Raw genomic sequence first — 25290 nt, 5'->3', positions numbered from 1 at the left:
GCGTACTCAGGTGCCGTTAGGAGTTTGACCGCTCCGCCACACCTCACCCTGCGCACCATGACGCTCGGCCGCATATTGCGCCTGGGCGGATGTCGCATCGCGCACCGCAGCCGAATCCTCAGGTGAGGAGAGCCGGTTCCGGTCTCGCCAGCCGACAAAGACGAACGCCGCGATCAGCACCACCACGATCACTGCGAGGGACACCACCACAGCTGTCATGCATCGACACTACGACATGTCCACCAGGATCCGTGCCGTCCTCGCGGGCGCAGGAGTTGCCGTCGGACAGGGGCGTCGGGGCGAACCGGACCCGTGCCACGACCCCGCGATGCTCCCGTCAGTCGACCGTCGGCAGCTTCGGGCCGAGGACGTCGTCCGCGTCGACGATCGTGTACGCGTAGCCCTGCTCGGCCAGGAAGCGCTGCCGGTGGGCCGCGTACTCCGTGTCGATCGTGTCGCGGGAGACGACCGTGTAGAAGTGCGCCTGGCGGCCGTCGGCCTTGGGTCGCAGGACCCGGCCGAGCCGCTGCGCCTCCTCCTGGCGGGAGCCGAACGTGCCCGACACCTGGATCGCCACCGCCGCCTCGGGCAGGTCGATGGAGAAGTTGCCGACCTTCGAGATGACCAGGGTGCGCACCTCGCCGGAGCGGAACGCGTCGAAGAGCCGCTCGCGTTCCTTGTTCGTCGTGGACCCCTGCACGATGGGCGCGTCGAGGTACTCGCCGAGCTGGTGGAGCTGGTCGATGTAGCCGCCGATCACCAGCACCTGGTCGTCCGGGTGCCGGTCCACGAGCGCCTTCACCACCGGCAGCTTCGTGCGGGCGGTGGCCGCCATCCGGTAGCGCTCCTCGGCCTCCGCCGTCGCGTACGACATGCGTTCCGCGTCGGTGAGCGTCACGCGTACCTCGGTGCACTCGGCCGGGGCGATCCAGCCCTGCGACTCGATGTCCTTCCACGGCGCGTCGTACCGCTTCGGGCCGATCAGGCTGAACACGTCGCCCTCGCGGCCGTCCTCGCGTACCAGAGTCGCCGTGAGGCCCAGCCGGCGGCGGGCCTGGAGGTCCGCGGTGAAGCGGAAGATCGGCGCGGGCAGCAGGTGCACCTCGTCGTAGACGACCAGGCCCCAGTCGCGGGCCCCGAACAGGTCCAGGTGGGTGAACGTGCCCTTCTTGCGCGAGGTGAGCACCTGGTACGTGGCGATGGTGACCGGGCGGATCTCCTTGCGCTCGCCCGAGTACTCGCCGATCTCCTCCTCGGTCAGCGACGTGCGCGCGATCAGCTCCCGCTTCCACTGCCGCCCCGCCACCGTGTTCGTGACCAGGATCAGGGTGGTCGCCTTCGCCTCGGCCATCGCCGCCGCCCCGACCAGCGTCTTGCCGGCGCCGCAGGGCAGCACCACGACGCCCGACCCGCCGGCCCAGAACGCCTCCACGGCCTCCCGCTGGTACGACCGCAGCGTCCACGGCTTCCGGCCGTCCTTGCCGGCCTCCGCCAGCTCGATCGGGTGTGCCTCGCCGTCGACGTAGCCGGCCAGGTCCTCGGCGGGCCAGCCGAGCTTGAGCAGAGCCTGCTTGAGCCGGCCCCGCTCGGACGGGTGCACCGCGATCGTGTCGTCGTCGAGCTTCGCGCCGAGCATCCCGGCGAGCTTCTTGCTCTTGGCGACCTCGATCAGCACCAGCCGGTCCAGCGCCCGCAGGACGAGGCCGTGCGCCGGGTCGTTGGCGAGCTGGAGGCGGCCGTACCGGTCCATCGTCTCGGCCACGTCGACCAGCAGCCCGTGCGGCACCGGGTAGCGGGAGTACTTGATCAGGGAGTCGACCACGCCCTCGGCGTCGTGGCCGGCGGCGCGCGCGTTCCACAGCCCGAGCGGCGTCAGCCGGTAGGTGTGCACGTGCTCGGGGGAGCGCTCCAGCTCGGCGAAGGGCGCGATGGCCATCCGACATGCCTGCGCGTCCGGGTGGTCGATCTCCAGCAGCAGGGTCTTGTCCGACTGCACGATCAGGGGTCCACCGCTCACGCCAGTGCCTCTCCTCCGCCTCGGTCGCCGGCTGTCCGGGAGGCGACTGACCCGCCCAGGCCGACCCACCAGTGTTGCACGCACCAGGGTGACGGCAGAAAAATCTGGTCACCTGGAGCAACCGGAGCGGTACTCGCAACGTCTAGCAAAGGGAACACCTGTCAGGGAGGCAGCATGAAACATGTCCGGATCAGCAGCCGGCTGGTCGCCCTGGCAGTGGTCACGCTGGTCGGTGCCGGTGCGTGCACGTTCGATCCGCAGGCCGACGGCGGCGGGGGCGGGGGACCCGTCGCGGCCGGGGCTGCGGAGCGGGTAACGGGGGCGAGCGGTGCGCCCGGGCCGGACCAGCGGGCGCAGCCGAGCACGGCGCCGCCGAAGCCCAAGGTCAAGCCGACGCGGAACACGCCGGCACCGACGCGCCCCACGGTGAAGCCGACGCGCCCCGCGACGAAGCCCACCGGGTCGCCGTCCGCCGCCGGCTGCCCGCAGGGCGAGCACCAGCGCGAGGTGGAGGCGTACCTGGCCCGGCTGGGCGGCTTCGGGCGCGTGACCGTCGACGGCCGGCAGTCCGCCGCCGACTGCGCCGCCATCAAGAAGTTCCAGAAGCGGTACGACATCCGCCCCGCCCACGGCCGCGCCGGGCCCACGACGTATGACGTGGCGAAGCGCCTCGCCACGACCGACACGGCGCGCTGCCGGGCCGGCTCGGGCACCACCTTCTGCATCGACCTGACCCGGCAGACCACCTGGGTCATGCGCAACGGCAAGGTGCTCGTCAAGCCGACCGTCACCCGCACGGGCATGCCCGGCTACCGCACCCCCGCCGGCACGTTCACGATCAACTACCGCAACGTCAAGGAGTGGTCCGACCCGTACGAGGTGTGGCTGCCGTACTGGCAGCACTTCACCCAGGGGATGGGCTTCCACCAGACAACGACCTACCTGCACAACAAGGCGATCGGCTCGCACGGCTGCGTCAACCTGCTGCCCGGCGACGCCGTCCGCTTCTGGGAACTGGGCAAGGTCGGCAGCAAGGTGGTGCTCATGGGGCGGCGCCCCGGCACCTGAGCCGCCCGGCCGCCCCGGCACGTCTCCGAGGTCGCACAACTCGTCCGATCCGGGTTTTATCCCCTGTCACTCCCGCCACCGGGGTGTCACGCTGGATGCCAGACGTCGCACCGGACGGGGAGGTCGGAGATGACGGTCGATCGCGAAGTGGCCCGGGAACACACCCTCGAGCGCGACCCGTCCCCCGCCGAGGAAGTCTCCACCGCCACGGTCGTCGCGTACGCGGTCGCCGGGGTGGTGCTCTTCGGCTGGTTCCTCTTCGGCTGGCTGGTGCTCCAGCAGGGCTTCGTCGCCTCGGTCGGCGAGTCGGTCGGCACCGGGTTCGCGCTGCTGTTGATCGTCTCCGTCGTCGGGACGGTACGCCGCAGCCGGCGCTGACCCGACCCGCTCAGTCCTCCAGCACCGCCGCCGTGATCCGGTGCAGGGCGAAGGTGTGCAGCATCTCCGTCCGGTCGTCCTCGGCGCGCAGGTAGCCCGCGCCCATCGAGACCGGCCGGACGAGCCGGGACGCGGTCGCCCCGTGCGCGTCGACGTACCCGACCCAGACCAGCGCCCGGTCCCGGATCGCCTGCTGGAGCACCGCCAGGGCGTCGCTGTGGGAGGGCACCGGCGCCGGACCGGTGCGCCCGACACCGCCCCGGACCACGGCCGGCGCCCGCCGCGCGGCCCGGGCCGCCGCGTCGCCGCGCCGGATCTGCTCCACCACGCCGAGCAGGCGGGGCATGGCCAGCTTCGGTGTGGTCAGCGGGTCGAGCGTCCGGGTCGTCACCGGCACCCGCGCCGGGGCCCGCCGGGTCTTCGGGCGGGCCAGCACCGCCGAGCCGCTCGCGTCCTCCGGCACCGGGGCGTAACCGGCGTCGCGCAGCACCATCAGCATCCGACCCACCTGGTACGGCGTCGACAGCACCGTCGGCGCCAGCCGGCGCAACGCCAGCGGCTCCAGCCGCCGGTCGGCGAGCACCTCGGTCAGCAGCGCCTCGTCGTCGCTGCGCACGTACGCCCCGGCGGAACCGACCCGCAGCCCACCGTGCTTGCGGGCCACGTCGTCCACCAGGTACGTCAGCCCCTGCGGGACGGGGGTGCGGGACCGTCGGCGGAACAGGGCGTGCAGGTCGTCGGCCGAGTAGCCGGCGTCCAGGGCCCGGCGCACGCTGGCCGGGGTGACCCGGTGCACGCTGGCGCCGCCGGCCGACTCGTGCTCCGCCACCACCTCCAGTTCGGCGGCCAGCGCCGGGTCGGGCGGGCCGGGCACCACGACGGTCAGGTCCGCCTGTACGAGGAAGTGGTCCACCGGGGCGGGCAGCAGTGCGTCCAGCGCGCGTACGGTGCTGGTCGGGTCGCCGCTCTCGGTGTCCGCCCGCAACCCGAGGGGGTCGTCGCCGCCCCGCTCGTCGGCGGCGGTCACGTCGGCGAGCAGCAGCCGCCCGTACGAGGTGAGCGCCCCCAGCCCCGTCACGCCCAGCGTGGCCGCCTCGGCCAGCACCTCGCGGTGCGCGGCCTCCCGCCCCCGGCTGCGCCGCGGCGCCCGCCAGTCGAGCAGGGCCAGCACCTCCTCGGGGGTGGGCCCGGTGGCCGGCTCCAGGTCGGCGAGGACCTCCAGTACGGCCCGTCGGGCGGCCGGCGCGCCGGCCCGTTCCGCCTCGGCGGAGAGCACCGTGATCGGCCGGTCCCGGTCGTCGCGCTGCCCCACCAGCCCGGCCTGCCGCGTCATGGTCAGCCAGGCCCGGGCGAGCTGCTCCCAGCGCTGCGCGAGCGTCCCGGCCCGCCACACCTCGTACCCGGCGGTGGGCAGGACCTGCTGGTCGGCGCCGTGCCGGGTCGTGGTGGCCCCGGGCAGGTCGACCTCGCCGACGAGCCCGCCCGCGTACGCCGTCTCCAGCAGCAGGGCCGCCGTCGGCTCGTCCACCCCGACGACCTTGGCGAGCCGGCGCAGGTCGCGGACGCCCAGGCCGCCCGAGCGGAGCACCGGCGCCGGTTCGGCGGCGAGCTGTTCCAGCAGCCCCTCGGTGTGGCGTACCACCTCCATGGTCTGCCCGGCCCCGGCGGAGTCGGCGGCCTTCGGCTCGCGCGGCGGGGTGGCCACCGGCGGCGGGCTGCTGCGCAGCGGGCCGAGCGGGCCGCTGTCGCGGCGCAGCAGCAGGCCGACCTCGCGGGGCAGTTCGACGGTGCCCGTGGCGCCGGCCCTGCCGCCGGAGACAGGCACCAGCAGGTGGTGGTCGACGAGCCAGCGCACCGGCGAGCCGGTCGGCGCGCCGCCGTTGGTCGGGTCCGGCGGCAGGTCGTCCTCCGCGCCGAGCGGGGGCGCCTGCAACGCGCCCGCCGGCACGCTGCCGACCGGCGGTCCGGCGGCCAGCCGGTCCAGGATCGCCCGGGCCGAGGGCGGCGCGGCCAGCAGCGTCCGCCGCAGCTTCGCCGGGTCCGCGCAGAGCGCCGCCGTCCGCGGGCCGAGCTCCGCCGCCGGTCGACCCAGGCCCGCCGGGTACGGCGAGACCTCGTCGACGCTCGCCACCACGCGCAGGGCGCTCTCGGGGCCGTACAGCACGAAGAGCGCGCGCAGCCGGTTCACGGCGGCGCGAACGGTGGTGGGGGCGGGCGGCTGCGGGCCGGCGGTGGCCATGGCGAGCACCGCGTCGGTGGAGGTGGTCCCGTCGGTGGCGTCCCGGGTCAGCCGGGCGGCGTCCAGCATCAGCAGGGTGAACTGGTCCAGCGCGTCGAGCGCGCGGGCCACCGAGACCCGCGACTGGGCCCGGGTGGCGAGCGCGGAGACGTCGGCCGGCACGGGTACGACGAGGTCCGGCCGCAACTGGAGGAGGGCGGCGAGCGACTCGTCGGGCAGCGACCGCAGGTGGTCGGCGAGTGAGGTGGTCATCGTCGTTCCACGCTAGCCCGATGGAGGGTCCTCCCGCCCCTCGGACGTCCGGCTGACCCGGGGATGGGCGGGTACGTTCTCCCGCATGGCAGCGCTGACGGTCGGCTTCGACCTCGACATGACCCTGGTCGACTCGCGTCCCGGCATCGCCGACGCCTTCCGGGCGTTGACGGCCCGCACGGGGGTGCACGTGGACGCGGAGGCCGCCGTGGCGCGGCTCGGCCCGCCGCTGCGTACGGAGATCGCCCGCTGGTTCCCGCCGGAGCAGGTCGACGAGGCCGTCCTGACGTACCGCGAGCTGTATCCGGCGTACGCGATCACGCCCACCATCCCGCTGCCCGGGGCGGTCGCCGCGATCGACGCGGTACGCGGACGCGGCGGGCGGGTGCTGGTGGTCACGGCCAAGCAGGGCCGCCTGGCCCGGCTGCACCTCGACCACCTCGGTCTGGTGGCCGACGAGGTGGCGGGCGACCTGTTCGCGGAGGAGAAGGCGACCGCGCTGCGGCGGCACGGCGCGACCCACTACGTCGGCGACCACGTGGCGGACATGGTGGCGGCGGGGGCGGCGGGCGTACCCGGCATCGGGGTCGCCACGGGCCCGTGCACCGCCGACGAGCTGCGCGCGGCCGGGGCGGAGGTGGTGCTGGATGATCTCACCGGATTCCCGGCGGCGCTGGACGGCATGATCCGGCTAGCCTTGGAGCGGTAGACGTCTCAAGCTCAAGCGAAGCAGAGGTTCTCAGGTGCCGACGGGGCGAGTGAAGTGGTTTGACGCGGCCAAGGGATACGGATTCGTCACCAGCGACGAGGGTGGCGACGTGTTCCTTCCCAAGGGCGCGCTACCGACGGGTGTCACCGACCTCAAGGGCGGCCAGCGGGTCGACTTCAGCGTGGTGGACAGCCGCCGGGGCGCGCAGGCGATGGGGGTCAAGCTGCTCGACGCCCCGCCGTCGATGGCGGAGCTGCGTCGCCGGCCGGCGGAGGAGCTGCACGGCCTCGTCGAGGACATGATCAAGGTGCTGGAGGCGAAGGTCCAGCCGGACCTGCGCCGGGGCCGCTTCCCGGACCGCAAGACGGCGCAGAAGATCGCTCAGCTGGTCCACGCGGTCGCCAACGAGCTGGAGGTCTGAGGCACCAGCCCGGCGTCGGCGGCCCGGCCGAGCAACGCCTCCACGGCGGCGAACCCCGCGTCCCCCAGGTCGGCGGTGAACTCGTTGACGTAGAGCCCGATGTGCCGGTCCACCACGTCGGGCTCCATCTCCTGCGCGTGCGCCAGCACGTACTCGCGGCTGGCGGCCGGATCGGCCCAGGCCTGGCGTACCGACTCGCGGATCCAGCCGGCTGCGGCCTCCGGGTCGACCGCGCCGCGCCGGGCCAGGATGGCCCCGAGGGGGATGGGCAGGCCGGTGTCGGCCTCCCACCACTCGCCGAGGTCGACCAGGGCGGTCAGGCCGTGCCGCGGGTAGGTGAACCGCGCCTCGTGGATGACCAGGCCGGCGTCGTACCGGCCGGCGGCGACCCCCGGCATGATCTCGTGGAACGGCACGACCTCGATCCGTGCCGGGGGCCGCTCGGCCGCCCAGAGCCGGAAGAGCAGGTACGCCGTCGTCCGGTCGCCCGGCACCGCCACCGTGGCACCGCTCAGATCGGCGCCACCAGGGCCGTCAGGCTGGTCGGGCTGGCCGGGGCCGTCGGGCTGGTCGCCGCGGGTCAGGACCAGTGGGCCGCAGCCCCGGCCCAGCGCACCCCCGCAGGGCAGCAGGTGGTAGTCGTCCAGCAGCCACGGCAGCGCCGCGTAGCTCACCTTGACCAGGTCGAACGCGCCACGCTCGGCGGCCGTGTTGGTGACGTCCACGTCGGCGTACGTGACGTCGACCGGCGGTGCGCCGGGCACGAGACCGTGCACCAGGGCGTGGAAGACGAACGTGTCATTGGGGCAGGGCGAGAAAGCCAGCGAGAGCGCCACGCCCTCACCGTATCCCCGCCTCGTGTGGGCCGCCCGACCGTGGCAGCTCGGTGTGACCTGGACCCGCCGCGCCAAGCCGACGGCCATCAGGCCGGGTGGGTCCCGCCCGCCCTCCCACCGACGACACGTCCTCGGCGGACGGAGCGCGTGTTTCGCGCTGCCGGCAGAACTCGTCCGACGGCCCCTTTCGAGCTGATGTCGTAAACGACTCAGCTCGACAGCGTCTAGCGGACTCCTCGTCCTCGGCCTGGGCGGTTTGCCCGGTTGCCACCGTGCGCCGGCTGCCACCGTGCGATGGTTCGATCCGGTCGGCGGGCGACGTTGTCCACAGGTTTGTCCACAGGCGGCGGGTGGGTGTTGAGGAAGCCGCGCTGCGCCGGGAAGCATGTTTCTCGTGGCAGAGCTGACGGAAGCCGTTGACCTTGGCGCGGTCCTGCGCGCCCTACGACGCCGGGCGGATCTGAGCCAGCGGGAACTGTCCGAGCGGTCCGGGGTGCCCCAGGCGACTCTGGCCCGGATCGAGTCGGGCCGAGCCGCCGATCCACGGTTCCGCACGGTGGAGCGGCTCGTCCGGGCCGCCGGTGGGGAAGTGCCGATCGGCGTACGCGACACCGCACCCGTCGCAACCGCCGACCTGTCGCTGCCGGCGGTGCCGCACGACGCGTTGCGGGACGGAGCAGGGCGTCGCTATCCGGCGCACCTCGACGCCTGGGAGGTGAAGGAGCCGAGGGACTGGCCGGGTGCCTGGTGGGCGAACTGGTACAACCTGCCGCCGGCGCTCTGGCCGTTGCCGGTACCGCCGGCGACGTACCAGCGGAATCGTCGATACCGGGACCGGCGCCGACGTGCCGAGGAGATCCGGCGGACGGTACGGCTGCGTCGGGTGACGGGCGGCGGCCTGCCGGCGACGTCGTGGCGGTTCGTGGCCGAACTGCCGGGTGGCGAACTGGTCGGTGAGCTACGGGTCCACGAGCGCAGCCCACACCTGCTGGACGGCGACGACCCGAGCGACGAACGGGAGATCGTGCTCGACGGTGTTCTCGTCGCCGAGGACTGTCGACGGCTCGGCATCGGGCGCCGGTTGGTCGCGATGCTCGCCGCCGAGATGGACCGCGCGGGCATCCGTACCGCCCACGCGATCGCCGAGGACGGTGGCGTCGACCTGCTGCTCGCCTGCGGATATCAGTTCAAGACGAGCCGGCCGTGGGCCTTGCGGCACGACCGTCGGCCCGCGGCTGCGAACCGACTGTCAGGGCAGGCGGGATGAGGTCAGGGCCGCGGCGGCGGTGGTGAGGGCGGCGAGCGCCTCGCCCATGCGCCAGGCGTCACGGTCGCGGGGGCCGATCGGGTTGGAGACGGTACGCAGCTCGGCGAAGGGGACGCCGGCCTGCGCGGCGGCGACGGCCACGCCGTACCCCTCCATGGCCTCGGCGACCGCGTCGGGATGACGTCGGCGCAGGGCGTCCGTGCTGGCGGCGGTGCCGGTCACCGTGCTGACGGTCAGTACCGCGCCCACCGTCGCCGTCGGCAGCGCGGCCCGCAGGGCGGCCAGCAGGCCGGGGTCGGCGGCGAGCGCGACGCCGCCGCCGAGCCACTCCGGGGGCATGCCCAGCTCGTCCACCGGGAGGAAGCCCGCCGGCGACTCGGCGCCCAGGTCGGCCGCGACGGACCCGGAGCCCAGCACCGTCGCGCCGATCTCCACCCGGCCGGCGAAGCCGCCCGCCACGCCCGCGCTGACCACACCGCGGTACGGGCGGCCGGCCGCCTCGGCGAGCACCAGCAGCCGGGCGGTGGTGGCGGCGGCGACGGCGGGCCCGACCCCCGCGGGCAGGACCGTCGTCGACGCGTCCGTCAGGCCCGCGCGGACCGCCTCGGCCTCGGCGGGCACCGCCGTGACCACCAGCAGGCCCGTCACGGCAGGGGCCCCTGCGGTTCCCGCCGGGTCTCGTCGTCCGCCCCGCCCGCCCCGCCGACGGCCGACGACGGCCGGTAGATGTGGTACCCGGGCGGGGCCAGGGCCGGGTCGTCCAGCGGCGAGCCGCCCTGCGCCGGGGCGGGCGAGACGGGCGCCACCCCGGTGTCGGGGTCGCCTCCTGCCTCGGTGCGGGTGTCGGCGCCCGTGCCGGCCCCGTCGCTCCTGCCCTTGCCGTCGTCGCTGCCGGCATCCTCGGTGTCGTCCGCCAGCTCCTCGTCGGCGAGCGGGCGGCCGGCCAGCCGCTCGGCGCGCAGGCGGCTCGCGACCACCACGCCGCGGACGGCGGCCAGCGTGCCGACCCCGGCGGCGACGGCGATCCCGATCCGGCCGTCGAAGGGTACGAGCCCCAGCCCGCCCCCGGCGACGAACGCGAGCATCAGCACCGTCTCGGAGTGCGCGAAGGAGCTGGCCCGCAGCCGCTCCGGGATGCGCTCCTGGATCGAGGCGTCCACGGTGAGCTTGGCGATGCCGCTCATCAGCGCGGCCACCAGGCAGAGCAGGGCGACCATCGGCAGCGAGAACATCAGCGCGGCGAGGACCGCCACCCCACCCACGATGATCATGCCGCTGGACTGGATCGCGACGGGCCGGTGGATGCGCAGCCGGGTGCCGATCGCGGTGGCGAGGAAGGTGCCCACGGCCAGCGCGGCGCCGACGAGGCCCAGCGCTCCCTCGTCGCCCAGGTCCCTGCCGAAGACGACGGTGGTCAGGTCGCCGGCCTTGATCGCGAAGGCCAGGAAGAGCAGCAGGAACCCGTACAGCCCGCGCAGCGTCGCGGCGCCGATCAGGGTGGCGATCACGAGCCGGCCGGCCGGTCGCCCCCGGCCCAGCGGGCGGTCACCGGTGCGCCGGCCGAGCGCCCGCAGCGGTCGGGGCACCCGCTCCGGCGGCTCGGAGTCGGCCTTTGGCGGCAGCCGCAGGGAGATCACCATGCCGACCAGGAAGATGATCGAGGCGACCCGGAGCGGCCACTGCGGCCCGAACCAGAAGGCGGCCAGCCCGATCGGAGCGACCAGGGCGCCGGCCACCGTGCCGTAGACGCTGGCCCGGGCACCCACCTGGGAGAGCCCGAGCCCCTCCGGCAGCAGCCGCGGGACGGCCGCCGAGCGGGCCACCCCGTACGCGCGGGAGAGCGCCAGCACGCCGAAGGCCGCCGGGTAGAGGCCGAAGCCGTGGATGTAGTCGGAGATCAACCAGGCCAGGAAGGCGCGGCCGAGCATGGTGGCGGCCAGCGCGTACCGGCGGCCGTGGCGGAAGTGGTCGAGCAGCGGGCCCACCACCGGGGCGAGCATGGCGAACGGCACCATGGTCACCAGCAGGTAGAGGGCGACCTTGCTGCGCGCCTCGCCGAGCGGGACGTTGAAGAAGATCGTCCCGGCGAGGCCGATGGCGATCAGGGTGTCCCCGGCGCAGGAGACCGCGTGCAGGTCGAAGAGGCGGACCATGCCGACCTCGCCCCCGGCGCCCCGCGCGCGGGCCCGGCCCGCTCGCCGGGTCATCCAGCGGCCACTGCTGACCGAGCCACGGAACAGCAGGCGGACGGCCTTGATGCCGGTGCCGACGGTCCGCCCGAGTACGGACCGCCCGGAGCGGGAGAACAGCGGCATGTCCACCATCCTCACCCATCCGGTCCGTCCGTGCCGCACCACTGTCCCAGAACGTCGTCGGCGGGTGCCTGTCGGTCGGCCGTACGCATGGGGAACAATGGTCTGGTGACCAGGCCCGCCTCCGCCCGTGCCGCTCGTCTCGACCAGGTCTGCGCCGCCGCCGTCGAGGTGGCACGTGACGCCATCACCGAGGTCGACCCCTCGGACATCGGCGACCATCTGCAGGCCGTCGCGGAGGGCGATCGACTCGTCACCCACTACTTCGAGTGCCGGCTCGCCGGCTATCGGGGCTGGCGGTGGGCGGTCACCGTCACCCGCGTCCCGCGCAGCCGGCACGTCACCGTCTGCGAGACGGTGCTGCTCCCCGGCACCGACGCGATGCTCGCGCCCGGCTGGCTGCCGTGGCAGGAGCGGCTCAAGCCGGGCGACCTCGGCCCCGGCGACCTGCTGCCCACCCCGGCGGACGACGACCGGCTCCAGCCCGGCTACCTGCTCTCCGACGACCCGGCGGTCGAGGAGACCGCCTGGGAGCTGGGTCTCGGCCGGGCCCGGGTGCTCTCCCGGGAGGGGCGCAGCGAGGCCGCCCAGCGCTGGTACGACGGCGACCACGGCCCGTCCGCCGCGATCTCGGCCGCCGCCCCCGCCGCCGCCCGCTGCGGCACCTGCGGCTTCTACCTGCCGCTGGCCGGTGCCCTGCGGCAGTCCTTCGGGGCCTGCGGCAACTTCTACGCCCCCGACGACGGTCGGGTGGTCAGCGCCGACCACGGCTGCGGGGCCCACTCGGAGACCCTGATCGAGGCCGCCGAGACCCCGGTCGAGGAGATGCCGACGGTCTACGACGACAGCGCGGTCGAGCCCGTGGCGGTCAGCCGGGCGCCGGGCTCGGTCGAGGCGGCGGAGCCGGCGGAGCCGTACGGCCACCCCTGACGCCACCGGCGCGGCACCGGCCCTGCGGGTCGGTGCCCTCGCAGGTCAGCGGCCGGCGCGGCGGCGGCGCCGGTTGGCGTCGTGCCGCATCATCACCGCGAGACCGGGGAAACCCCACAGGAAACCGGCCAGGCAGGTCCACAGCCAGTCCTGGTGATCGTGCGCGCTCAGCCAGTCCCGGAAGAAGACCAGCAGCACCAGCCCGGCGAGCGCCCAGGCCGCCATCCCGGCGAGGGCGAACGGCACCATCGGCGGGTCGAGCGGCTCGGGCCGCGGTGGCTGCTCCTTCGGCACGCGGCAAGCGTACGCGATCAACTTTTCCTGGTGGCCGGTGATCTGCGACGATGCGCGCGACAACGGAAGATCACCTGCGAGGACCTGATGTCAGTAGCGCCGCCCGAGAACGGCACACCACCCGACCCAGCGCACCCCCGTAACGGTTTCGACCGGTACTTCGAGATCTCCGCCCGCGGCTCGACGATGAGCCGCGAGGTACGCGGTGGCCTGGCGACCTTCTTCACGATGGCGTACATCGTGGTGCTCAACCCGCTCATCATCGGTGGTGCCGTCGACGGCGACGGCAAGAAGCTCTCCATCGCCGCCCTCGCCGCGGCAACCGCCCTGGTCGCCGGCCTGATGACCATCCTGATGGGCGTGGTCGGCCGGTTCCCGCTGGCGCTCGCCGCCGGCCTCGGCGTCAACGCGCTGGTCGCGTACGAGATCGCCCCGGAGATGACCTGGGCCGACGCGATGGGCCTCGTGGTGATCGAGGGTGCGATCATCGCGGTGCTGGTGCTGACCGGCCTGCGTACGGCGGTGTTCCGCTCGGTGCCGACGCAGATGAAGACGGCGATCGGCGTCGGCATCGGCCTCTTCCTGACCATCATCGGCCTGGTCGACGCCGGCTTCGTGCGCCGGGTGCCGGACGTGCAGAACAGCACCGTCCCGGTCAGCCTGGGCATCGGCGGCAAGCTCGCCAGCTGGCCGCTGCTGGTCTTCGTGGTGGGTCTGCTGCTGACCATCGTGCTGCTGGTGCGCCGCGTCAGGGGCGCGATCCTGATCGGCATCCTCGGCTCCACCGTGCTGGCGATCATCGTCGAGGCGGTGGCGAACATCGGGCCGTCCTTCGTCGACGGCAAGCCCAACCCGAAGGGCTGGGCGCTGAACGTCCCGGAGCTGCCGAAGACCTGGGTGGACGTGCCGGACCTGTCGCTGCTCGGCAACTTCAACGTGTTCGACTCGTGGGGCCGCGCCGGCTGGGTCGTCGTGCTGATGTTCGTGTTCACCCTGCTGATCACGGACTTCTTCGACACGATGGGCACGATGGTCGCGGTCGGCCAGGAGGGGAACATGCTCGACGAGCGGGGCACCCCGCCGCGGGCGAAGGAGATCCTGCTGGTCGACTCGATCGCGGCGGCGGCCGGCGGTGCGGCGAGCACGTCCAGCAACACCTCGTACATCGAGAGCGCCGCCGGTGTGGCGGAGGGCGCCCGCACGGGCGTGGCCAACCTGGTCACCGGCGGGTTGTTCCTGCTGGCGATGTTCCTGGCGCCGCTGGTCGTGGTGGTGCCCTTCGAGGCGGCGTCCACGGCGCTGGTGGTGGTCGGCTTCCTGATGATGACCGCAGTCCGGACGATCGACTGGTCGGACTACGAGATCGCGATCCCGGCGTTCCTGACGATCGTGCTGATGCCCTTCACGTACTCGATCTCGAACGGCATCGGGGCCGGCCTGATCTCGTACGTGGTGGTGAAGCTCGCCAAGGGCAAGGCCCGGGAGATCCACCCGCTGCTGTACGGGGTGGCCGCCCTCTTCGTGCTCTACTTCCTGCGCGGACCGATCGAGTCCGTGGTGCTCTGAACACCCTTCGCTCCGGGCCGGTGACCGAACGGGGTACCCGGCCCGGAGCAGGACAAACTTCTCGTGAGCGTGGTCATATCAGTGGTCATTCGCCAAGCTAATTAGTTAGGCTAACTATCGTGACGGAGCGGACGGTGACGGCGAAACGCGTGCCACCGGCGCAGCTGGCACCGCAGCTGCGTGATGCGATCACCCGGCTGAACCGACGGGTCCGCCAGGCCCGGCCGGTCGGCGACCTCACGGTCACCCAGCTCTCCGCGCTCACCAGCCTGCGGCTGGCGGGTGCGTTGACGCCTCGGGAACTGGCCGACGTGGAACGGGTGCAGCCGCCCACGATGACCAGGATCGTCGCGAAGTTGGAGGAGCGCGGCCTCGTGCAGCGCACCCCCCACCCGACCGACGGCCGGCAGGTCATCCTGGCGGTGACCGAGGGGGGACGGGCGGTGCTCGACCAGTTCGAGCGGGTCCGTGACGAGTGGCTTGCCCGCCGGCTGGCCGAGCTGACCGAAGCCGAGCGGGAAACCCTGCGGCAGGCCGCCGAGATCCTTCAGCGGCTCGCCCGCGCCTGACCCGCGCGTCGTGCCACCGCGCCGTCCGCTGTCGATGACGCGTACGACCGCGAGGAGGCGCACCGAGAGTGCATTCGAAGCTGAGCACGATGTTCCAGTCCCTACAGGTCCGCAACTACCGGCTCTTCGCGTCCGGGCAGCTGATCAAACTGATCGGCGTCTGGATGATGTTCATCGCCCAGGACTGGCTGGTCCTCGAGCTCTCCGACAACTCCGCCACCGCGCTCGGCGTGGTGACCGCGCTCCAGTTCACCCCGGTACTGCTGCTCACCCTGCTCTCCGGGCGCCTCGCCGACCGCTACGACAAGCGGATGCTGCTCTTCGTCGCGAACGCGTTCTGGACCGTGCTGGCCCTCGCCATGGCCCTGCTGGTGATCACCGGCCTCGTGCAGCTCTGGCACGTCTTCGCGTTCGCGGCCCTGCTCGGCGTCGCCAACGCCGTGGAGACCCCGGTCCGGCAGGCGTTCGTCTCCGAGCTGGTCGGTACGCCCCTGCTGCCGAACGCGCTCTCGCTGAACGCGGCCGTGTTCAACTCCGCCCGGATCGTCGGACCGGCCGTCGCCGGCCTGGCCATCGCCGCCTTCGACGTCGGGCCGGTCTTCCTGGTCACCGCGCTCAGTTCGATCGCCCCGCTGGTCACCGTGATCCGGATGCGCCCCGCCGAGCTGCACCGGGAGGCGCTGCCGCCGCGCGACGAGCGGGCGTCTGCCAAGGTCGTCGACGGCCTGCGCTACGTCTGGCGCCGGCCCGACCTGCTGCTGCCCATGGCGGTGATGTCGGTGATCGGCATGTCGCTGTTCAACTTCCAGCTCACCCTCGCCGCGCTGGCCAAGACGGTGTTCAAGACCGGTGCCGCCTCGTTCGGGCTGTTCAGCACCGCGCTGGCGGTCGGCGCGCTCGTCGGGGCGCTCGCCGGCACCGGGCGGCGCAGCCGCCCGTCGGTCTGGCTGGTGCTCGGCGCGGGGGTCGGCTGCGCCAGCTTCGGCACGCTGGTGGGGCTCGCCCCGGCGTACTGGATGGTGGTGACGCTGCTGCTGCCGACCGGGTTCTTCATGGTCTTCTTCGCCCAGGCGGCCAACCAGCGGGTCCAGCTCGGCACTGACGCCGCCTTCCGCGGCCGGGTGATGGCCCTGTGGGTGCTGGTCTTCCTCGGCACCAACCCGGTCGGGGCGCCGCTCATCGGCTGGGTCGCCGAGACCTACGGCGCCGGTGCCAGCATCTGGATCGGTGGGCTGATCTCGCTGGCCACCATCCTGATCGCGCTCACCTGGCAGCTGCGCCGCTCCGGCGCCCGGCTGCGCTTCCGCATCCTGCCGATGCCGCGCTTCTACGTCACCTCCGCCGACTGCTGAGCCCGTCGCCCGGGCCCGGCCGGTTGCTCCCTCCTGCTGAGGGCGGATGGCACGAAAGCGGTGGCGGTAAGGGGGAAAGAGGCTTAGCGTCGATACGTGGAGCTTGGGCGCGGGCTGCTGCTGATCCTGGCCATCGTCGCCATGGCCAGTCTGCCGGCGGTGATCGCCCTGGTCTTCTGCGCGGACGAGATCATCGACCGGGTCGCCTGCGGGTACGCCGAGTGGCGTGAGCGCCGGCGGGAGCGGCGCACCATCGCCCGGCTGGACCGGGCCGTCGAGGCCGACGCGCTGACCCGCGACATCGACCTCACCGACTTCGACCGGCCCGACCGACGCCCCCTGGAGGAACTCGCCGCCGACCTGCGCCGCCTGCGCAGCCAGGGGGTGGGTTTCGACGGCCGCCAGCCCGTCTGGCACGGAATGGTCCTCCAGGCGTACGACGACCGGCTCCGGCTGGCCTGCCGGGCCCTCGGGCTGGCCGAGCACCTGACCGAGCTGGAGGGCGTCGACCTGGAGCTGGAGCGCGTCCGGGTGGAGGGCCTGCTGCACGCCGCCGGGCTGACCCTGCCCGCCGCCCGGGCCGGTCACCGGCAGCGTCACCGCTGAGGGCGAGCCCGGTGTGAGGCTCTTCGTCGCGCTCTACCCGCCGCCCGAGGCGGTCGCGCACCTCGGCGCGCAGGTCGCCCGGCTGCGGATCGGCGCGGCGGCCGCCGCCGGGATCAACGTCCGGCTCGCCGACCCGGCCAACGCGCACGTCACCCTCGCCTTCCTCGGCGACGTCGAGGCGGACCGGCTGGTCGCCGTGGAGAGCGCGCTCGGGCTCGCCGCCGAGTGGTCCCGGGACGGCCGACAGGCCGCGCCCCGGCTCCGGCTGGCCGGTGGCGGACGGTTCGGTCGGGGTCGGTTCACCGTGCTCTGGGTCGACCTCCGGGGCGAGGTGGAGCCGGTACTGGTGCTGGCCCGGCTGATCCGCTCCCGGCTGCGGCACGCCCGCCTGCCGCACGACGAGAAGCCGTTCCGCCCGCACCTGACGATCGCCCGCCCCGGCGACCGGGTGCCCCCGGTCGACGTGGCCACCGACGTGGCCACCCTCGACGACTACGAGGGCCCGGAGTGGCCGGCCGGCGAGATGGTCCTCGTACGCAGCCACCCCGGCCCCCGCCCCACCTACGACCGCTTGGCCGCCTGGCCCCTCTGACACTCCCCGGTCACCAGGCCCAGCTCCCGCCGGCCGCCGCCCTGGGCGAACCAGCGCCCGATGATCTGCTCGGCATCCCCTCGCCGGTCTGCCAGCCGTGGACGTTGGCGGTGTCGAAGAGGTTGATCCCGTGTTCGAGTGCCTCGCGTCGACTCCGGCGACCGGATGGTCGCCGGAGTCAGGCGGTCACGAGGACTCGCGGGCCGCCGGGCCGCTGCCGAAGAGCACGTCGTCCCAGCTCGGCAGGCGCTTGCGCGGCTTGCCACCGGCGTCGGTCGACTCGCCCGCCGCTGCCGCCGGCGCGCCCGTGCGCCGGGGCCGGAGCACCGCCAGCGACGGCACGGCCGGCACCTCCTTGGGCGCGTCCGAGTCGTCGTCGAAGGCGGAACCCTGACCACCGCCGAGCAGCGCCGCCGCCCCGCCGCCGACCGGCCGCTGGCGCGGCGCGTCCTGCCCGCCCAGGGCGGCCGGGGTGCGGGGTTCGAGCCCGCGACCCGAGGTCGAGCCGAGCGGACGGTCGAGGGAGGCGAGCAGGGCGTCCCGCCCGGCACGGATCGGGTCGCGGCCGGGACGGCTGTGCTCCGCCGCCGCCGGCAGGCCGTGCCCGCCCCGGCTCGGCTCGCCGCGCGACGGGCCGGGCAGCGCGTGGCCGCCCCGCTCGGGCGTCGGCTCCTGGCCGAGGATCGGGGTGGGCCGCTCGGCGCAGAGGTATTGCGCCATGTCGTCGTGCGGGGTGACCGCCTGCCGGGTCTTGTCGAGATCCCAGATCGCCTGCGCGGTCGCCTTGCCCGAGGGCCAGGTCGCCACGATCCGCCAGGTGCCGTCGTCGCGGCGCCACGCGTCCCAGGAGATCTTCTCGGTGTCGATCCCGTGCTGGGCCAGCCGGCCGTTGACCACCTCGGCGAGCGGGGTGGGCTTCTCCGCGCCCTTCAGCCGGGTGCGCCGGGCGTGCTGGGCGAGCATGGCCCGCTCCTGGAGCACCGGGCCGGCGTAGCGCAGCACGCGGTCGACCGGCACGCCGGCGATCCGGGCGACGTCCTCGGCGGACTCGCCGGAGCGGATCTTCGCCTGGATGTCCCGTGGGGAGAGTGAGGGCACCGGGTCGGCGCTGGCCGCCGGGGCCACCGCGAGCGGAGGGGCGCCGGGCTCGGCGTGCAACGCGCCGGCGATCCGCTCGTCGATGGGCAGGGCGAGCAGTCGCCCGACCTCGTCGGCGAGCACCAGGGCCTGGCCGTCCTCGGAGAGGGCGACGAAGCGTACTGGGCGCATGGCGTAGCCTCCGTCCCGCTTCGCTGGCCGTCACGCCACGAGCCGGCCACCCGGGCGTCCTCGCACCACCGTACGCGCATCTGTCCGCAGGTGGGGGATGCGACACCCGCATGTCGCGACTGAGCTGCGGCGATGATCACGGTCGGTGGCCGCAGGACGCGTCGGCGGCCACCGACCGTGACGGCGCTCAGAGTCGCTCGACCACGTAGTCGATCGACGCGGTCAGGGCCTCGACGTCGGCCGGCTCGACGGCCGGGAAGAGCGCGACGCGGAGCTGGTTGCGGCCCAGCTTCCGGTACGGCTCCGTGTCCACGATGCCGTTGGCGCGCAGCGCCTTGGCGATCGCGGTGGCGTCGACGGACTCGGCGAAGTCGATGGTGGCGACCACGTTGGAGCGCAGCGCGGGATCGGTGACGAACGGCGTCGCCACCTCGGAGCGCTCCGCCCAGCCGTACACGATCGACGCGCTCTCGGCCGTGCGCTTGGCCGCCCAGGCCAGCCCGCCCTGGGAGTTCATCCAGTCGGTCTGCTCGGCGGCCAGGAAGATCGTGGCCAGCGCCGGGGTGTTGTAGGTCTGCTCCAGCCGCGAGTTGTCGATCGCGGTGACCAGGTCGAGGAAGGCCGGGATGTAGCGGCCGGACGCCTTGATCTCGCCAGCCCGTTCCAGCGCGGCCGGCGACATCAGTGCCAGCCACAGGCCGCCGTCGGAGCCGAAGCACTTCTGCGGGGCGAAGTAGTAGACGTCGGTCTCGCCGACGTTGACGTCCAGGCCGCCGGCGCCCGAGGTGGCGTCGACCAGCAGCAGCGAGCCCGGGTCGGCGCCGGCCACCCGGCTGATCGGCACCGCCACACCCGTCGAGGTCTCGTTCTGCGGGGTGGCGTAGACGTCCACCCCGGCCTCGGCGGTCAGGGTGGGCGCGGTGCCGGCCTCCGACTTGCGAACGGTGGGCTCGCCGAGGAACGGGGCGTCCTTGACGGACTTGGCGAACTTCGCGCCGAACTCGCCGAAGCTGGCGAACTGCGCCCGGTCCCGGACCAGGCCGAACGTCGCGACCTCCCAGAAGGCCGTGGTGCCGCCGTTGCCCAGCACCACCTCGTAGCCCTCGGGGAGGGAGAAGAAGTCGGCGATGCCGCGGCGCAGCCGGGCCACCTCGTCACGGACGGTCTTCTGCCGGTGCGAGGTGCCCAGGTAGCTCGTCGCCACCTCGGCGAGGGCGGAGACCGCCGCCGGACGGACCTTGGACGGCCCGCAGCCGAACCTCCCGTCGGCGGGCTTGAGGTCGTCGGGAATCCGGATGGTCGGTGCGTCAGCCACGGTTGTCGAGATCCTTCCGCATGGGCGAGGGCGGGCCCGGTGTTCAGGCGGGCGCGGATCGACGGCGGACGCGCGCTCAGGCGCACGACGTGGCCGGGACCCGGGCCCGGTCCGGCGACACTGCCGGCCTTCATCCTCGCACCCGCCCCGGCCGCTGCGACCGCTGGTCCCCCGCCCGGCGGTGAGGCGTCCACCACAACCCCCGCCCGGGGCGGCCCCGGGCGTCGCGCCTGGTCGCGCCCATGGAACAGCCCGGCAGCGCCCGGGCGACCGCCGGTGGTCCCGCTACGTGAAGGGGGCCCCTTCCCGTCGGCGGACGACGGGAAGGGGCCCCCTGCGCGGCTCTCAGACGCCGTGCGGGATGGCGTCCCAGCCCTCGACCTCGCTGGGCTTGCGGGTGCCCGGGCCGACGTAGCGGGCCGACGGGCGGACCAGCCGCTGGAGCTTCTTCTGCTCCAGGATGTGCGCGCTCCAGCCGCCCATCCGGGCGCAGGTGAACATGGAGGTGAACATGTGCGCCGGCACCTCGGCGAAGTCCAGCACCACGGCCGACCAGAACTCGACGTTGGTGGCGAGCACCCGGTCCGGGCGGCGGGCCTGGAGTTCCGCCAGGGCGGCCTTCTCCAGCGCCTCGGCGATCTCGAAGCGCGGCGCGCCCAGTTCCTTGGCGGTGCGACGGAGCACCCGGGCGCGCGGGTCCTCGGCCCGGTAGACGCGGTGGCCGAAGCCCATCAGCCGCTCGCCCCGGTCGAGGACGCCCTTGACGTAGCCCTCGGCGTCGCCGCTGCGCTCGACCGCCTCCAGCATGCTGAGCACGCGGGACGGGGCGCCGCCGTGCAGCGGGCCCGAGAGGGCGCCGATGCCGGAGGAGATGCAGGCCGCGGCGTCGGCGCCGGTGGAGGCGACGATCCGGGCGGTGAAGGTGGAGGCGTTCAGGCCGTGCTCGGCGGCCGAGATGAAGTAGGCGTCGACGGCCTTGACGTGCCGCGGGTCCGGCTCACCCCGCCAGCGCTTCATGAAGCGCTCGACGATGGTGGACGCCTTGTCGATCTCCTTCTGCGGCACCGCCGGCAGGCCCAGGCCGCGCGCCGACTGCGCGACGAAGGAGAGCGCGGTGACCGACACCCGGGCGAGGTCCTCGCGGGCCTGCTCGTCGGAGATGTCGAGCAGCTGGTTGAGACCCCAGTACGGGGCCAGCATGGCGACCGCGGACTGCACGTCCACCCGGATGTCGCCGGAGTGCACCGGCACCGGGAACGGCTCCGCCGGCGGCAGACCCGGGCCGAACCGCCCGTCGACCAGCAGCGCCCACACGTTGCCGAAGGAGACCTGGCCGATCAGATCCTCGATGTCGACTCCGCGATAGCGCAGCGCGCCGCCCTCGCGGTCGGGTTCGGCGATCTCGGTCTCGAAGGCTACGACGCCCTCAAGCCCGGGTTTGAAATCGGCCATGTCGCTCTCCTGGATCTGCTCGGTGCGCCCGCCCGGGGCTCCGGTCCCGGCCCAGCCGGGCGAGCGCCTTAGGCGACCCTCAGGGATGTGTTCGTGACATCTTGCCTGCTGGGTAACCGGATTCGCGACCCACGGCGACTGTGCCGCACACGACATCCCCGGTCCGGACGCCCCGGACCGCGTCGGTGACACTGTGCGGTGCGGGCTGGCCAGCGCCGCAGGCAGTGGGCCGGGTCGACGACGAGGAGGGGGAACGTGACGGGGGACACAGTCCAGCCGGTGGGTATGCGTAACGAGTACGCCCGGGACCTGGGCCTTTCCGAGGCGGACCTGGCCGCCGACTGGCACGGCCAGTTCGCCCGCTGGTTCGCCGACGCGGTCGCCGCCGGACTGCCCGAACCGAACGCGATGGTGGTCGGCACCGCCGACGCCGAGGGCCGCCCGAGCGCGCGCACCGTGCTGCTGAAGGGGTACGACCCGGAGGGCTTCGTCTTCTTCACCAACTACGGGTCCCGCAAGGGCGCCGAGGCGGCCGTCAATCCGTACGTGAGCCTCGTCTTTCCCTGGTTCCCGATGCACCGGCAGGTGGTGGTGGCGGGCCGGATCGAGCGGGTCGACCGGGCGGAGACGGAGGCGTACTTCGCCAGCCGGCCGCGCGGCTCCCAGCTCGGCGCCTGGGCCAGCACCCAGTCCCGGGTGATCCCCGAACGGGCCGTGCTGGACGAGGCGTACCGGGCGGCGGCGGAGCGGTTCGCCGAGGTCGAGCCGATCCCCGCCCCGCCGTACTGGGGCGGGCTGCGGGTGCGGCCCGAGTCGGTGGAGTTCTGGCAGGGCCGGGTCAGCCGACTGCACGACCGGCTGCGGTTCCGGCTCACCGGGCCCGGGGAGTGGACCGTCGAGCGGCTGTCGCCGTGACCCAGCTCAAGGACGGGCGGCCGACCGGGCTGCGCCGGTTCGCGATCGACGTGCGCCCGCTGGCCGTGCCGGCGTACCGGCGGATGTGGCTCGGCAACGGCATCGCGATGTTCGGCATCCAGCTCACCGCGGTCGCCGTGCCGGTGGAGATGTACGCGCTGACCGGCAGCTCGCTCTGGGTAGGCCTGATCGGGATCGCGGCGTTCGTGCCGCTGCTGGTCTTCGGGCTCTGGGGCGGCGCGGTGGCCGACGCGCACGACCGGCGCAAGGTGCTGCTGGGAACGGCGGCGGTGCTCTGGGCCGCCACGTTCGGCCTGGCGGTGCAGGCGGTGCTCGGGATCGGCAGCCCGCTGCTGCTGCTCGCCCTGGTGGCGGTGCAGTCGATCGCCTTCGCGGTCAGCTCGCCCACCCGCAACGCGGTCCTGCCCCGGCTGGTGCCGGCGGAGCTGGTGCCGGCGGCGACCACGCTGAACTTCACCACCTACACGGCCGCCTCGGTGGTCGGCCCGCTGGTCGCCGGCCTGATCTTCGCCGCGTGGGGCACCGACCTCGGCCTGCCGATCGCGTACGCGGCCGACGCCGTGCTCTACGCGGTCGCCGTCTGGGCGACGGTGAAGCTGCCGGCCATGCCGCCGGAGCCGGACCCGGACGCGTCCGCCGCCCCACGGCGGGCCGGGCTGGCCAGCATCGTCGACGGCCTGCGCTACCTGGCCACCACCCCGGTGCTGATGCTCTCCTTCGTCATCGACCTGATCGCGATGGTGCTGGCGATGCCCAGGGCGCTCTTCCCGGAGATCGCCGAGTCCCGGTTCGGCGGCGGCGCGGCGGTCGGCTGGCTCTACAGCGCGATCGCGGCGGGCGCGATGCTCGGCGGGTTGACCTCCGGGTGGATCGGGCGGCTGCGCCGGCAGGGGCTGGTGCTGGTGGTGGCGGTGGTCGGCTGGGGGCTGGCGATCGCGGCGGCCGGGCTCGCCGGCCAGCTCTGGCTGATGGTGCTGCTGCTCGCGGTGGCCGGCGCGGCCGACCTGGTCAGCGCGGTGCTGCGACAGTCGATGCTGCTGGTCTACGCGCCGGACCGGATGCGCGGGCGGCTGATGGGCGTCAACACGGTGGTCATCGCCGGCGGCCCGCGCCTGGGCGACCTGCGGGCGGGCGCGGTGGCGGCCGGTTTCGGCGGCGGCGTCGCCTGGGTCGGCGGCGGGCTGCTCTCGGCGGCGCTCGCGGTGCTGCTCGCGGTGGCCTTCCCGGTGCTGCTGCGCTACCGGGCGGCGGCCCCCTCCGGCGGTGACAAGGCGTGACGGGCCGGGTCGGGGCGAGCGACGCCGGGGCGGGAACCGTTAGGGTCGCCCGCATGGACACCCCCGACCAGCGTCCGCCCTCGGGCGCACAGTGGACCATTTCCGCCGCCGGCCACGAGGCCGTCATCGTGGAGGTGGGCGGTGGGGTCCGGACATACCGGCACGACGGGACCGACCACCTCGACGGGTACGCCGCCGACGAGATCTGTCCGGGTTGCGCGGGGCAGGTGCTGGCCCCCTGGCCGAACCGGATCCGCGACGGGCGCTACACCTTCGGCGAGCGGTCGTTGCAGCTCACCCTCAGCGAACCGGACCGGGGCGTGGCCATCCACGGGCTGGTCAACTGGGTGCCGTGGCGGCTGGTGGAGCAGTCCTCCGACGCGGTGACCGTCGGCTACGACCTGCCGCCGCAGCCGGGCTACCCGTGGCCGCTGCGGCTGCTCACGCGGTGGAGCGTCGGCCCGGACGGGTTGCGCGCGGAGCACGAGGCGACGAACCTCGGCGCCGAGCCCGCGCCGTTCGGCTTCGCGGTGCACCCGTACCTGCGGGTGCCCGGGGTGGCGGTGGACGACCTGTCGATGCGGCTGCCGGCCCGGACGCGGTTGCACGTGGACGGTCGGCTGCTGCCGATCGGGGGCACCCCGGTCGCCGGCACCGAGTACGACTGGACCAGCCCCCGCCGCATCGGCGGCGCCCGGCTCGACCTCTGCTTCGGCGACGTGATCCGCGACGACGACGGCGGCTCGGTGGTCAGCCTGGCGGCCCCGGACGGCGCGGCGGGCGTGCGGATCTGGGCGGACCGGGAGTTCGGCTGGTGGCAGGTGTTCACCGGCGACGCCCTGCCGGGCGAGCGGCGGCGCCGTTCCGTGGCGGTGGAGCCGATGACCTGCCCGCCGGACGCGTTCCGCTCGGGCCGGGACGTGATCACCCTGAAGCCGGGCGCGACCTGGCGGGGCGCCTGGGGCGTACGGCCCGGAGCCTGAGCGGGGGAGCGCATGGAGTTCAGCGAGGTGGTCCGGCGGCGCCGGATGGTGCGCAACTACGACCCGGACCGTCCTGTCCCGCCCGACGTGGTGGAGCGGCTGCTCGACCACGCGGTCCGCGCGCCGTCGGCCGGCTTCGCCCAGGGCTGGGGTTTCCTGGTGCTGGAGACGCCGGAGGACCGGGAGCGCTTCTGGGCGGCGACCACCCCGGGCGGCGGCGGCCGGGAGCGGTGGCTGGCGGGGATGCGCCGGGCCCCGCTGATCGTCGTCCCGCACGCGAACCGGTCGGCCTACCTGGAGCGGTACGCGGAACCGGACAAGGGCTGGGCGGACCGCTCGACGGAGCGCTGGCCGGTGCCCTACTGGTACGTGGACACCGGCTTCGCCGCCCTGCTGATGCTGCTGACCGCGGTCGACGAGGGGCTGGGGGCGTGCTTCTTCGGCATCCCCGCGCAGCGCCTCGACGCCTACCGGGAGGCGTTCGGGGTGCCGGGGGAGTACGAGCCCGTCGGGGCGGTGACGGTGGGTTATCGTGCGCCTGACCACCGGTCACCGTCGCTGCGCCGGGGGCGCCGCCCGGTGGACGAGGTGGTCCGGCGGGGGCGGTGGACCTGACGGCACCGGATGTCCCGTCAGGTGTTTCGTCCGGT

The 25290-nt window shown here is 73.9% G+C and carries 24 protein-coding genes and 2 pseudogenes; 15 read left to right on the top strand and 11 right to left on the bottom strand.

Annotation, left to right across the window (positions count from 1 at the left end; all coding sequences use genetic code 11):
• Positions 1-6: 6 nt before the first annotated feature.
• Positions 7-219, bottom strand: a complete 213-nt coding sequence (locus DER29_RS09440) for a hypothetical protein (protein ID WP_121397006.1) — start codon at positions 217-219, stop codon at positions 7-9.
• Positions 220-337: 118 nt separating this feature from the next.
• On the bottom strand, positions 338-2017 hold the full coding sequence (locus tag DER29_RS09435; RefSeq protein WP_121397005.1) for a DNA repair helicase XPB: 1680 nt from the start codon (positions 2015-2017) through the stop codon (positions 338-340).
• A gap of 174 nt (positions 2018-2191) precedes the next feature.
• Between DER29_RS09435 and DER29_RS09430 the strand changes: the two genes are divergently transcribed.
• Both DER29_RS09430 and DER29_RS09425 read left to right on the top strand, forming a co-directional pair.
• Positions 2192-3085 (top strand): L,D-transpeptidase family protein, encoded by an 894-nt coding sequence (locus tag DER29_RS09430; protein ID WP_121397004.1) that lies wholly within the window; start codon positions 2192-2194, stop codon positions 3083-3085.
• 129 nt (positions 3086-3214) lie between these two features.
• A complete protein-coding gene (locus DER29_RS09425; RefSeq protein ID WP_121397003.1) occupies positions 3215-3463 on the top strand; it encodes a hypothetical protein in 249 nt (82 codons plus the stop codon).
• Between the two features lie 10 nt (positions 3464-3473).
• Here the strand turns inward: DER29_RS09425 and DER29_RS09420 are convergent, their stop codons facing one another.
• The gene (locus tag DER29_RS09420) at positions 3474-5954 is read right to left on the bottom strand and encodes a helicase-associated domain-containing protein (RefSeq protein WP_121397002.1); all 2481 of its coding nucleotides are present in this window, start codon (positions 5952-5954) and stop codon (positions 3474-3476) included.
• 85 nt (positions 5955-6039) lie between these two features.
• Here DER29_RS09420 and DER29_RS09415 point away from each other — a divergent pair, with 85 nt between their 5' ends.
• Together DER29_RS09415 and DER29_RS09410 are read left to right on the top strand one after the other, a co-directional pair.
• Complete coding sequence (locus DER29_RS09415) at positions 6040-6663, top strand: HAD family hydrolase (RefSeq protein ID WP_121397001.1); 624 nt, start codon at positions 6040-6042, stop codon at positions 6661-6663.
• 34 nt (positions 6664-6697) lie between these two features.
• Positions 6698-7084, top strand: a complete 387-nt coding sequence (locus DER29_RS09410) for a cold-shock protein (RefSeq protein WP_101413859.1) — start codon at positions 6698-6700, stop codon at positions 7082-7084.
• Here DER29_RS09410 and DER29_RS09405 read toward each other — a convergent pair.
• Entirely contained in the window at positions 7045-7920 is an 876-nt protein-coding gene (locus DER29_RS09405; RefSeq protein WP_121397000.1) for a 1,4-dihydroxy-6-naphthoate synthase, read from the bottom strand. The two genes, DER29_RS09410 and DER29_RS09405, sit on opposite strands and share 40 nt — an antisense overlap.
• Positions 7921-8314: 394 nt before the next feature.
• Here DER29_RS09405 and DER29_RS09400 point away from each other — a divergent pair, with 394 nt between their 5' ends.
• Complete coding sequence (locus DER29_RS09400; protein WP_233599699.1) at positions 8315-9187, top strand: GNAT family N-acetyltransferase; 873 nt, start codon at positions 8315-8317, stop codon at positions 9185-9187.
• On the opposite strand, the gene DER29_RS09395 is transcribed toward DER29_RS09400, so the two are convergent.
• From DER29_RS09395 to DER29_RS09390, 3 genes and pseudogenes are all read right to left on the bottom strand, one after another.
• On the bottom strand, positions 9170-9835 hold the full coding sequence (locus DER29_RS09395; RefSeq protein WP_121396998.1) for a futalosine hydrolase: 666 nt from the start codon (positions 9833-9835) through the stop codon (positions 9170-9172). The genes DER29_RS09400 and DER29_RS09395 overlap by 18 nt on opposite strands.
• Positions 9832-10017 (bottom strand): annotated as a pseudogene (locus DER29_RS36205) (hypothetical protein); the annotation flags it as partial. The gene DER29_RS09395 and the pseudogene DER29_RS36205, both read right to left, overlap by 4 nt.
• Before the next feature lie 74 nt (positions 10018-10091).
• A pseudogene (locus DER29_RS09390) lies at positions 10092-11502 on the bottom strand (MFS transporter); the annotation flags it as partial.
• An 87-nt stretch (positions 11503-11589) separates the two neighbouring features.
• On the opposite strand from DER29_RS09390, the gene DER29_RS09385 reads away from it, so the two are divergent.
• Positions 11590-12429 carry a DUF3027 domain-containing protein gene (locus tag DER29_RS09385; protein ID WP_121396996.1) on the top strand — a complete coding sequence of 280 codons (840 nt, stop codon included), beginning with the start codon at positions 11590-11592 and terminating at the stop codon, positions 12427-12429.
• Positions 12430-12474: 45 nt separating this feature from the next.
• Here DER29_RS09385 and DER29_RS09380 read toward each other — a convergent pair whose 3' ends face one another.
• On the bottom strand, positions 12475-12723 hold the full coding sequence (locus tag DER29_RS09380) for a DUF2530 domain-containing protein (protein ID WP_121396995.1): 249 nt from the start codon (positions 12721-12723) through the stop codon (positions 12475-12477).
• An 87-nt stretch (positions 12724-12810) separates the two neighbouring features.
• On the opposite strand from DER29_RS09380, the gene DER29_RS09375 reads away from it, so the two are divergent.
• The 5 genes from DER29_RS09375 (at position 12811) to thpR (ending at position 17408) form a co-directional block, all read left to right on the top strand.
• Positions 12811-14289, top strand: coding sequence for an NCS2 family permease (locus DER29_RS09375; protein WP_121396994.1), 1479 nt, complete (start codon positions 12811-12813; stop codon positions 14287-14289).
• 119 nt (positions 14290-14408) lie between these two features.
• Entirely contained in the window at positions 14409-14858 is a 450-nt protein-coding gene (locus DER29_RS09370) for a MarR family winged helix-turn-helix transcriptional regulator (protein WP_199729194.1), read from the top strand.
• 68 nt (positions 14859-14926) lie between these two features.
• Positions 14927-16210 (top strand): MFS transporter, encoded by a 1284-nt coding sequence (locus DER29_RS09365; protein ID WP_121396992.1) that lies wholly within the window; start codon positions 14927-14929, stop codon positions 16208-16210.
• A 96-nt stretch (positions 16211-16306) separates the two neighbouring features.
• On the top strand, positions 16307-16816 hold the full coding sequence (locus DER29_RS09360; protein WP_121396991.1) for a hypothetical protein: 510 nt from the start codon (positions 16307-16309) through the stop codon (positions 16814-16816).
• Positions 16817-16829: 13 nt separating this feature from the next.
• Entirely contained in the window at positions 16830-17408 is a 579-nt protein-coding gene (gene thpR, locus DER29_RS09355) for an RNA 2',3'-cyclic phosphodiesterase (protein WP_121396990.1), read from the top strand.
• A gap of 186 nt (positions 17409-17594) precedes the next feature.
• On the opposite strand, the gene sepH is transcribed toward thpR, so the two are convergent.
• From sepH to DER29_RS09335, 3 genes are all read right to left on the bottom strand, one after another.
• A complete protein-coding gene (gene sepH, locus DER29_RS09345) occupies positions 17595-18677 on the bottom strand; it encodes a septation protein SepH (RefSeq protein WP_121396989.1) in 1083 nt (360 codons plus the stop codon).
• Positions 18678-18864: 187 nt separating this feature from the next.
• Positions 18865-19992, bottom strand: coding sequence for a phosphoserine transaminase (serC, locus tag DER29_RS09340; RefSeq protein ID WP_121396988.1), 1128 nt, complete (start codon positions 19990-19992; stop codon positions 18865-18867).
• A 345-nt stretch (positions 19993-20337) separates the two neighbouring features.
• The gene (locus DER29_RS09335) at positions 20338-21444 is read right to left on the bottom strand and encodes a citrate synthase 2 (RefSeq protein ID WP_121396987.1); all 1107 of its coding nucleotides are present in this window, start codon (positions 21442-21444) and stop codon (positions 20338-20340) included.
• Between the two features lie 285 nt (positions 21445-21729).
• Here DER29_RS09335 and pdxH point away from each other — a divergent pair, with 285 nt between their 5' ends.
• The 4 genes from pdxH to DER29_RS09315 are packed head-to-tail and all read left to right on the top strand — an operon-like array spanning position 21730 to position 25255.
• Entirely contained in the window at positions 21730-22359 is a 630-nt protein-coding gene (gene pdxH / locus DER29_RS09330; protein ID WP_121396986.1) for a pyridoxamine 5'-phosphate oxidase, read from the top strand.
• Positions 22356-23657, top strand: a complete 1302-nt coding sequence (locus DER29_RS09325) for an MFS transporter (protein ID WP_121396985.1) — start codon at positions 22356-22358, stop codon at positions 23655-23657. Before pdxH ends, DER29_RS09325 begins: the two co-directional genes overlap by 4 nt.
• A gap of 53 nt (positions 23658-23710) precedes the next feature.
• Positions 23711-24640: an aldose 1-epimerase family protein gene (locus DER29_RS09320; RefSeq protein ID WP_121396984.1), complete on the top strand. Its 930-nt coding sequence runs from the start codon at positions 23711-23713 to the stop codon at positions 24638-24640.
• 12 nt (positions 24641-24652) lie between these two features.
• Entirely contained in the window at positions 24653-25255 is a 603-nt protein-coding gene (locus DER29_RS09315; protein ID WP_121396983.1) for a nitroreductase family protein, read from the top strand.
• Positions 25256-25290 lie beyond the last annotated feature (35 nt).

It is taken from the genome of Micromonospora sp. M71_S20 (genome assembly GCF_003664255.1).
Classification (GTDB): Bacteria; Actinomycetota; Actinomycetes; order Mycobacteriales; family Micromonosporaceae; genus Micromonospora.
This window is presented reverse-complemented; position numbering and strand designations above follow the sequence as displayed.

Excerpts from the sequence above, each read along its gene's own strand:
- DER29_RS09440 (WP_121397006.1), bottom strand. The coding sequence starts at position 219 with ATGACAGCTGTGGTGGTGTCCCTCGCAGTGATCGTGGTGGTGCTGATC.
- DER29_RS09430 (WP_121397004.1), top strand. The coding sequence starts at position 2,192 with ATGAAACATGTCCGGATCAGCAGCCGGCTGGTCGCCCTGGCAGTGGTC.
- DER29_RS09425 (WP_121397003.1), top strand. The coding sequence starts at position 3,215 with ATGACGGTCGATCGCGAAGTGGCCCGGGAACACACCCTCGAGCGCGAC.
- DER29_RS09420 (WP_121397002.1), bottom strand. The coding sequence starts at position 5,954 with ATGACCACCTCACTCGCCGACCACCTGCGGTCGCTGCCCGACGAGTCG.
- DER29_RS09415 (WP_121397001.1), top strand. The coding sequence starts at position 6,040 with ATGGCAGCGCTGACGGTCGGCTTCGACCTCGACATGACCCTGGTCGAC.
- DER29_RS09385 (WP_121396996.1), top strand. The coding sequence starts at position 11,590 with ATGGGGAACAATGGTCTGGTGACCAGGCCCGCCTCCGCCCGTGCCGCT.
- DER29_RS09375 (WP_121396994.1), top strand. The coding sequence starts at position 12,811 with ATGTCAGTAGCGCCGCCCGAGAACGGCACACCACCCGACCCAGCGCAC.
- sepH (WP_121396989.1), bottom strand. The coding sequence starts at position 18,677 with ATGCGCCCAGTACGCTTCGTCGCCCTCTCCGAGGACGGCCAGGCCCTG.
- DER29_RS09335 (WP_121396987.1), bottom strand. The coding sequence starts at position 21,444 with ATGGCCGATTTCAAACCCGGGCTTGAGGGCGTCGTAGCCTTCGAGACC.
- pdxH (WP_121396986.1), top strand. The coding sequence starts at position 21,730 with ATGCGTAACGAGTACGCCCGGGACCTGGGCCTTTCCGAGGCGGACCTG.
- DER29_RS09320 (WP_121396984.1), top strand. The coding sequence starts at position 23,711 with ATGGACACCCCCGACCAGCGTCCGCCCTCGGGCGCACAGTGGACCATT.
- DER29_RS09315 (WP_121396983.1), top strand. The coding sequence starts at position 24,653 with ATGGAGTTCAGCGAGGTGGTCCGGCGGCGCCGGATGGTGCGCAACTAC.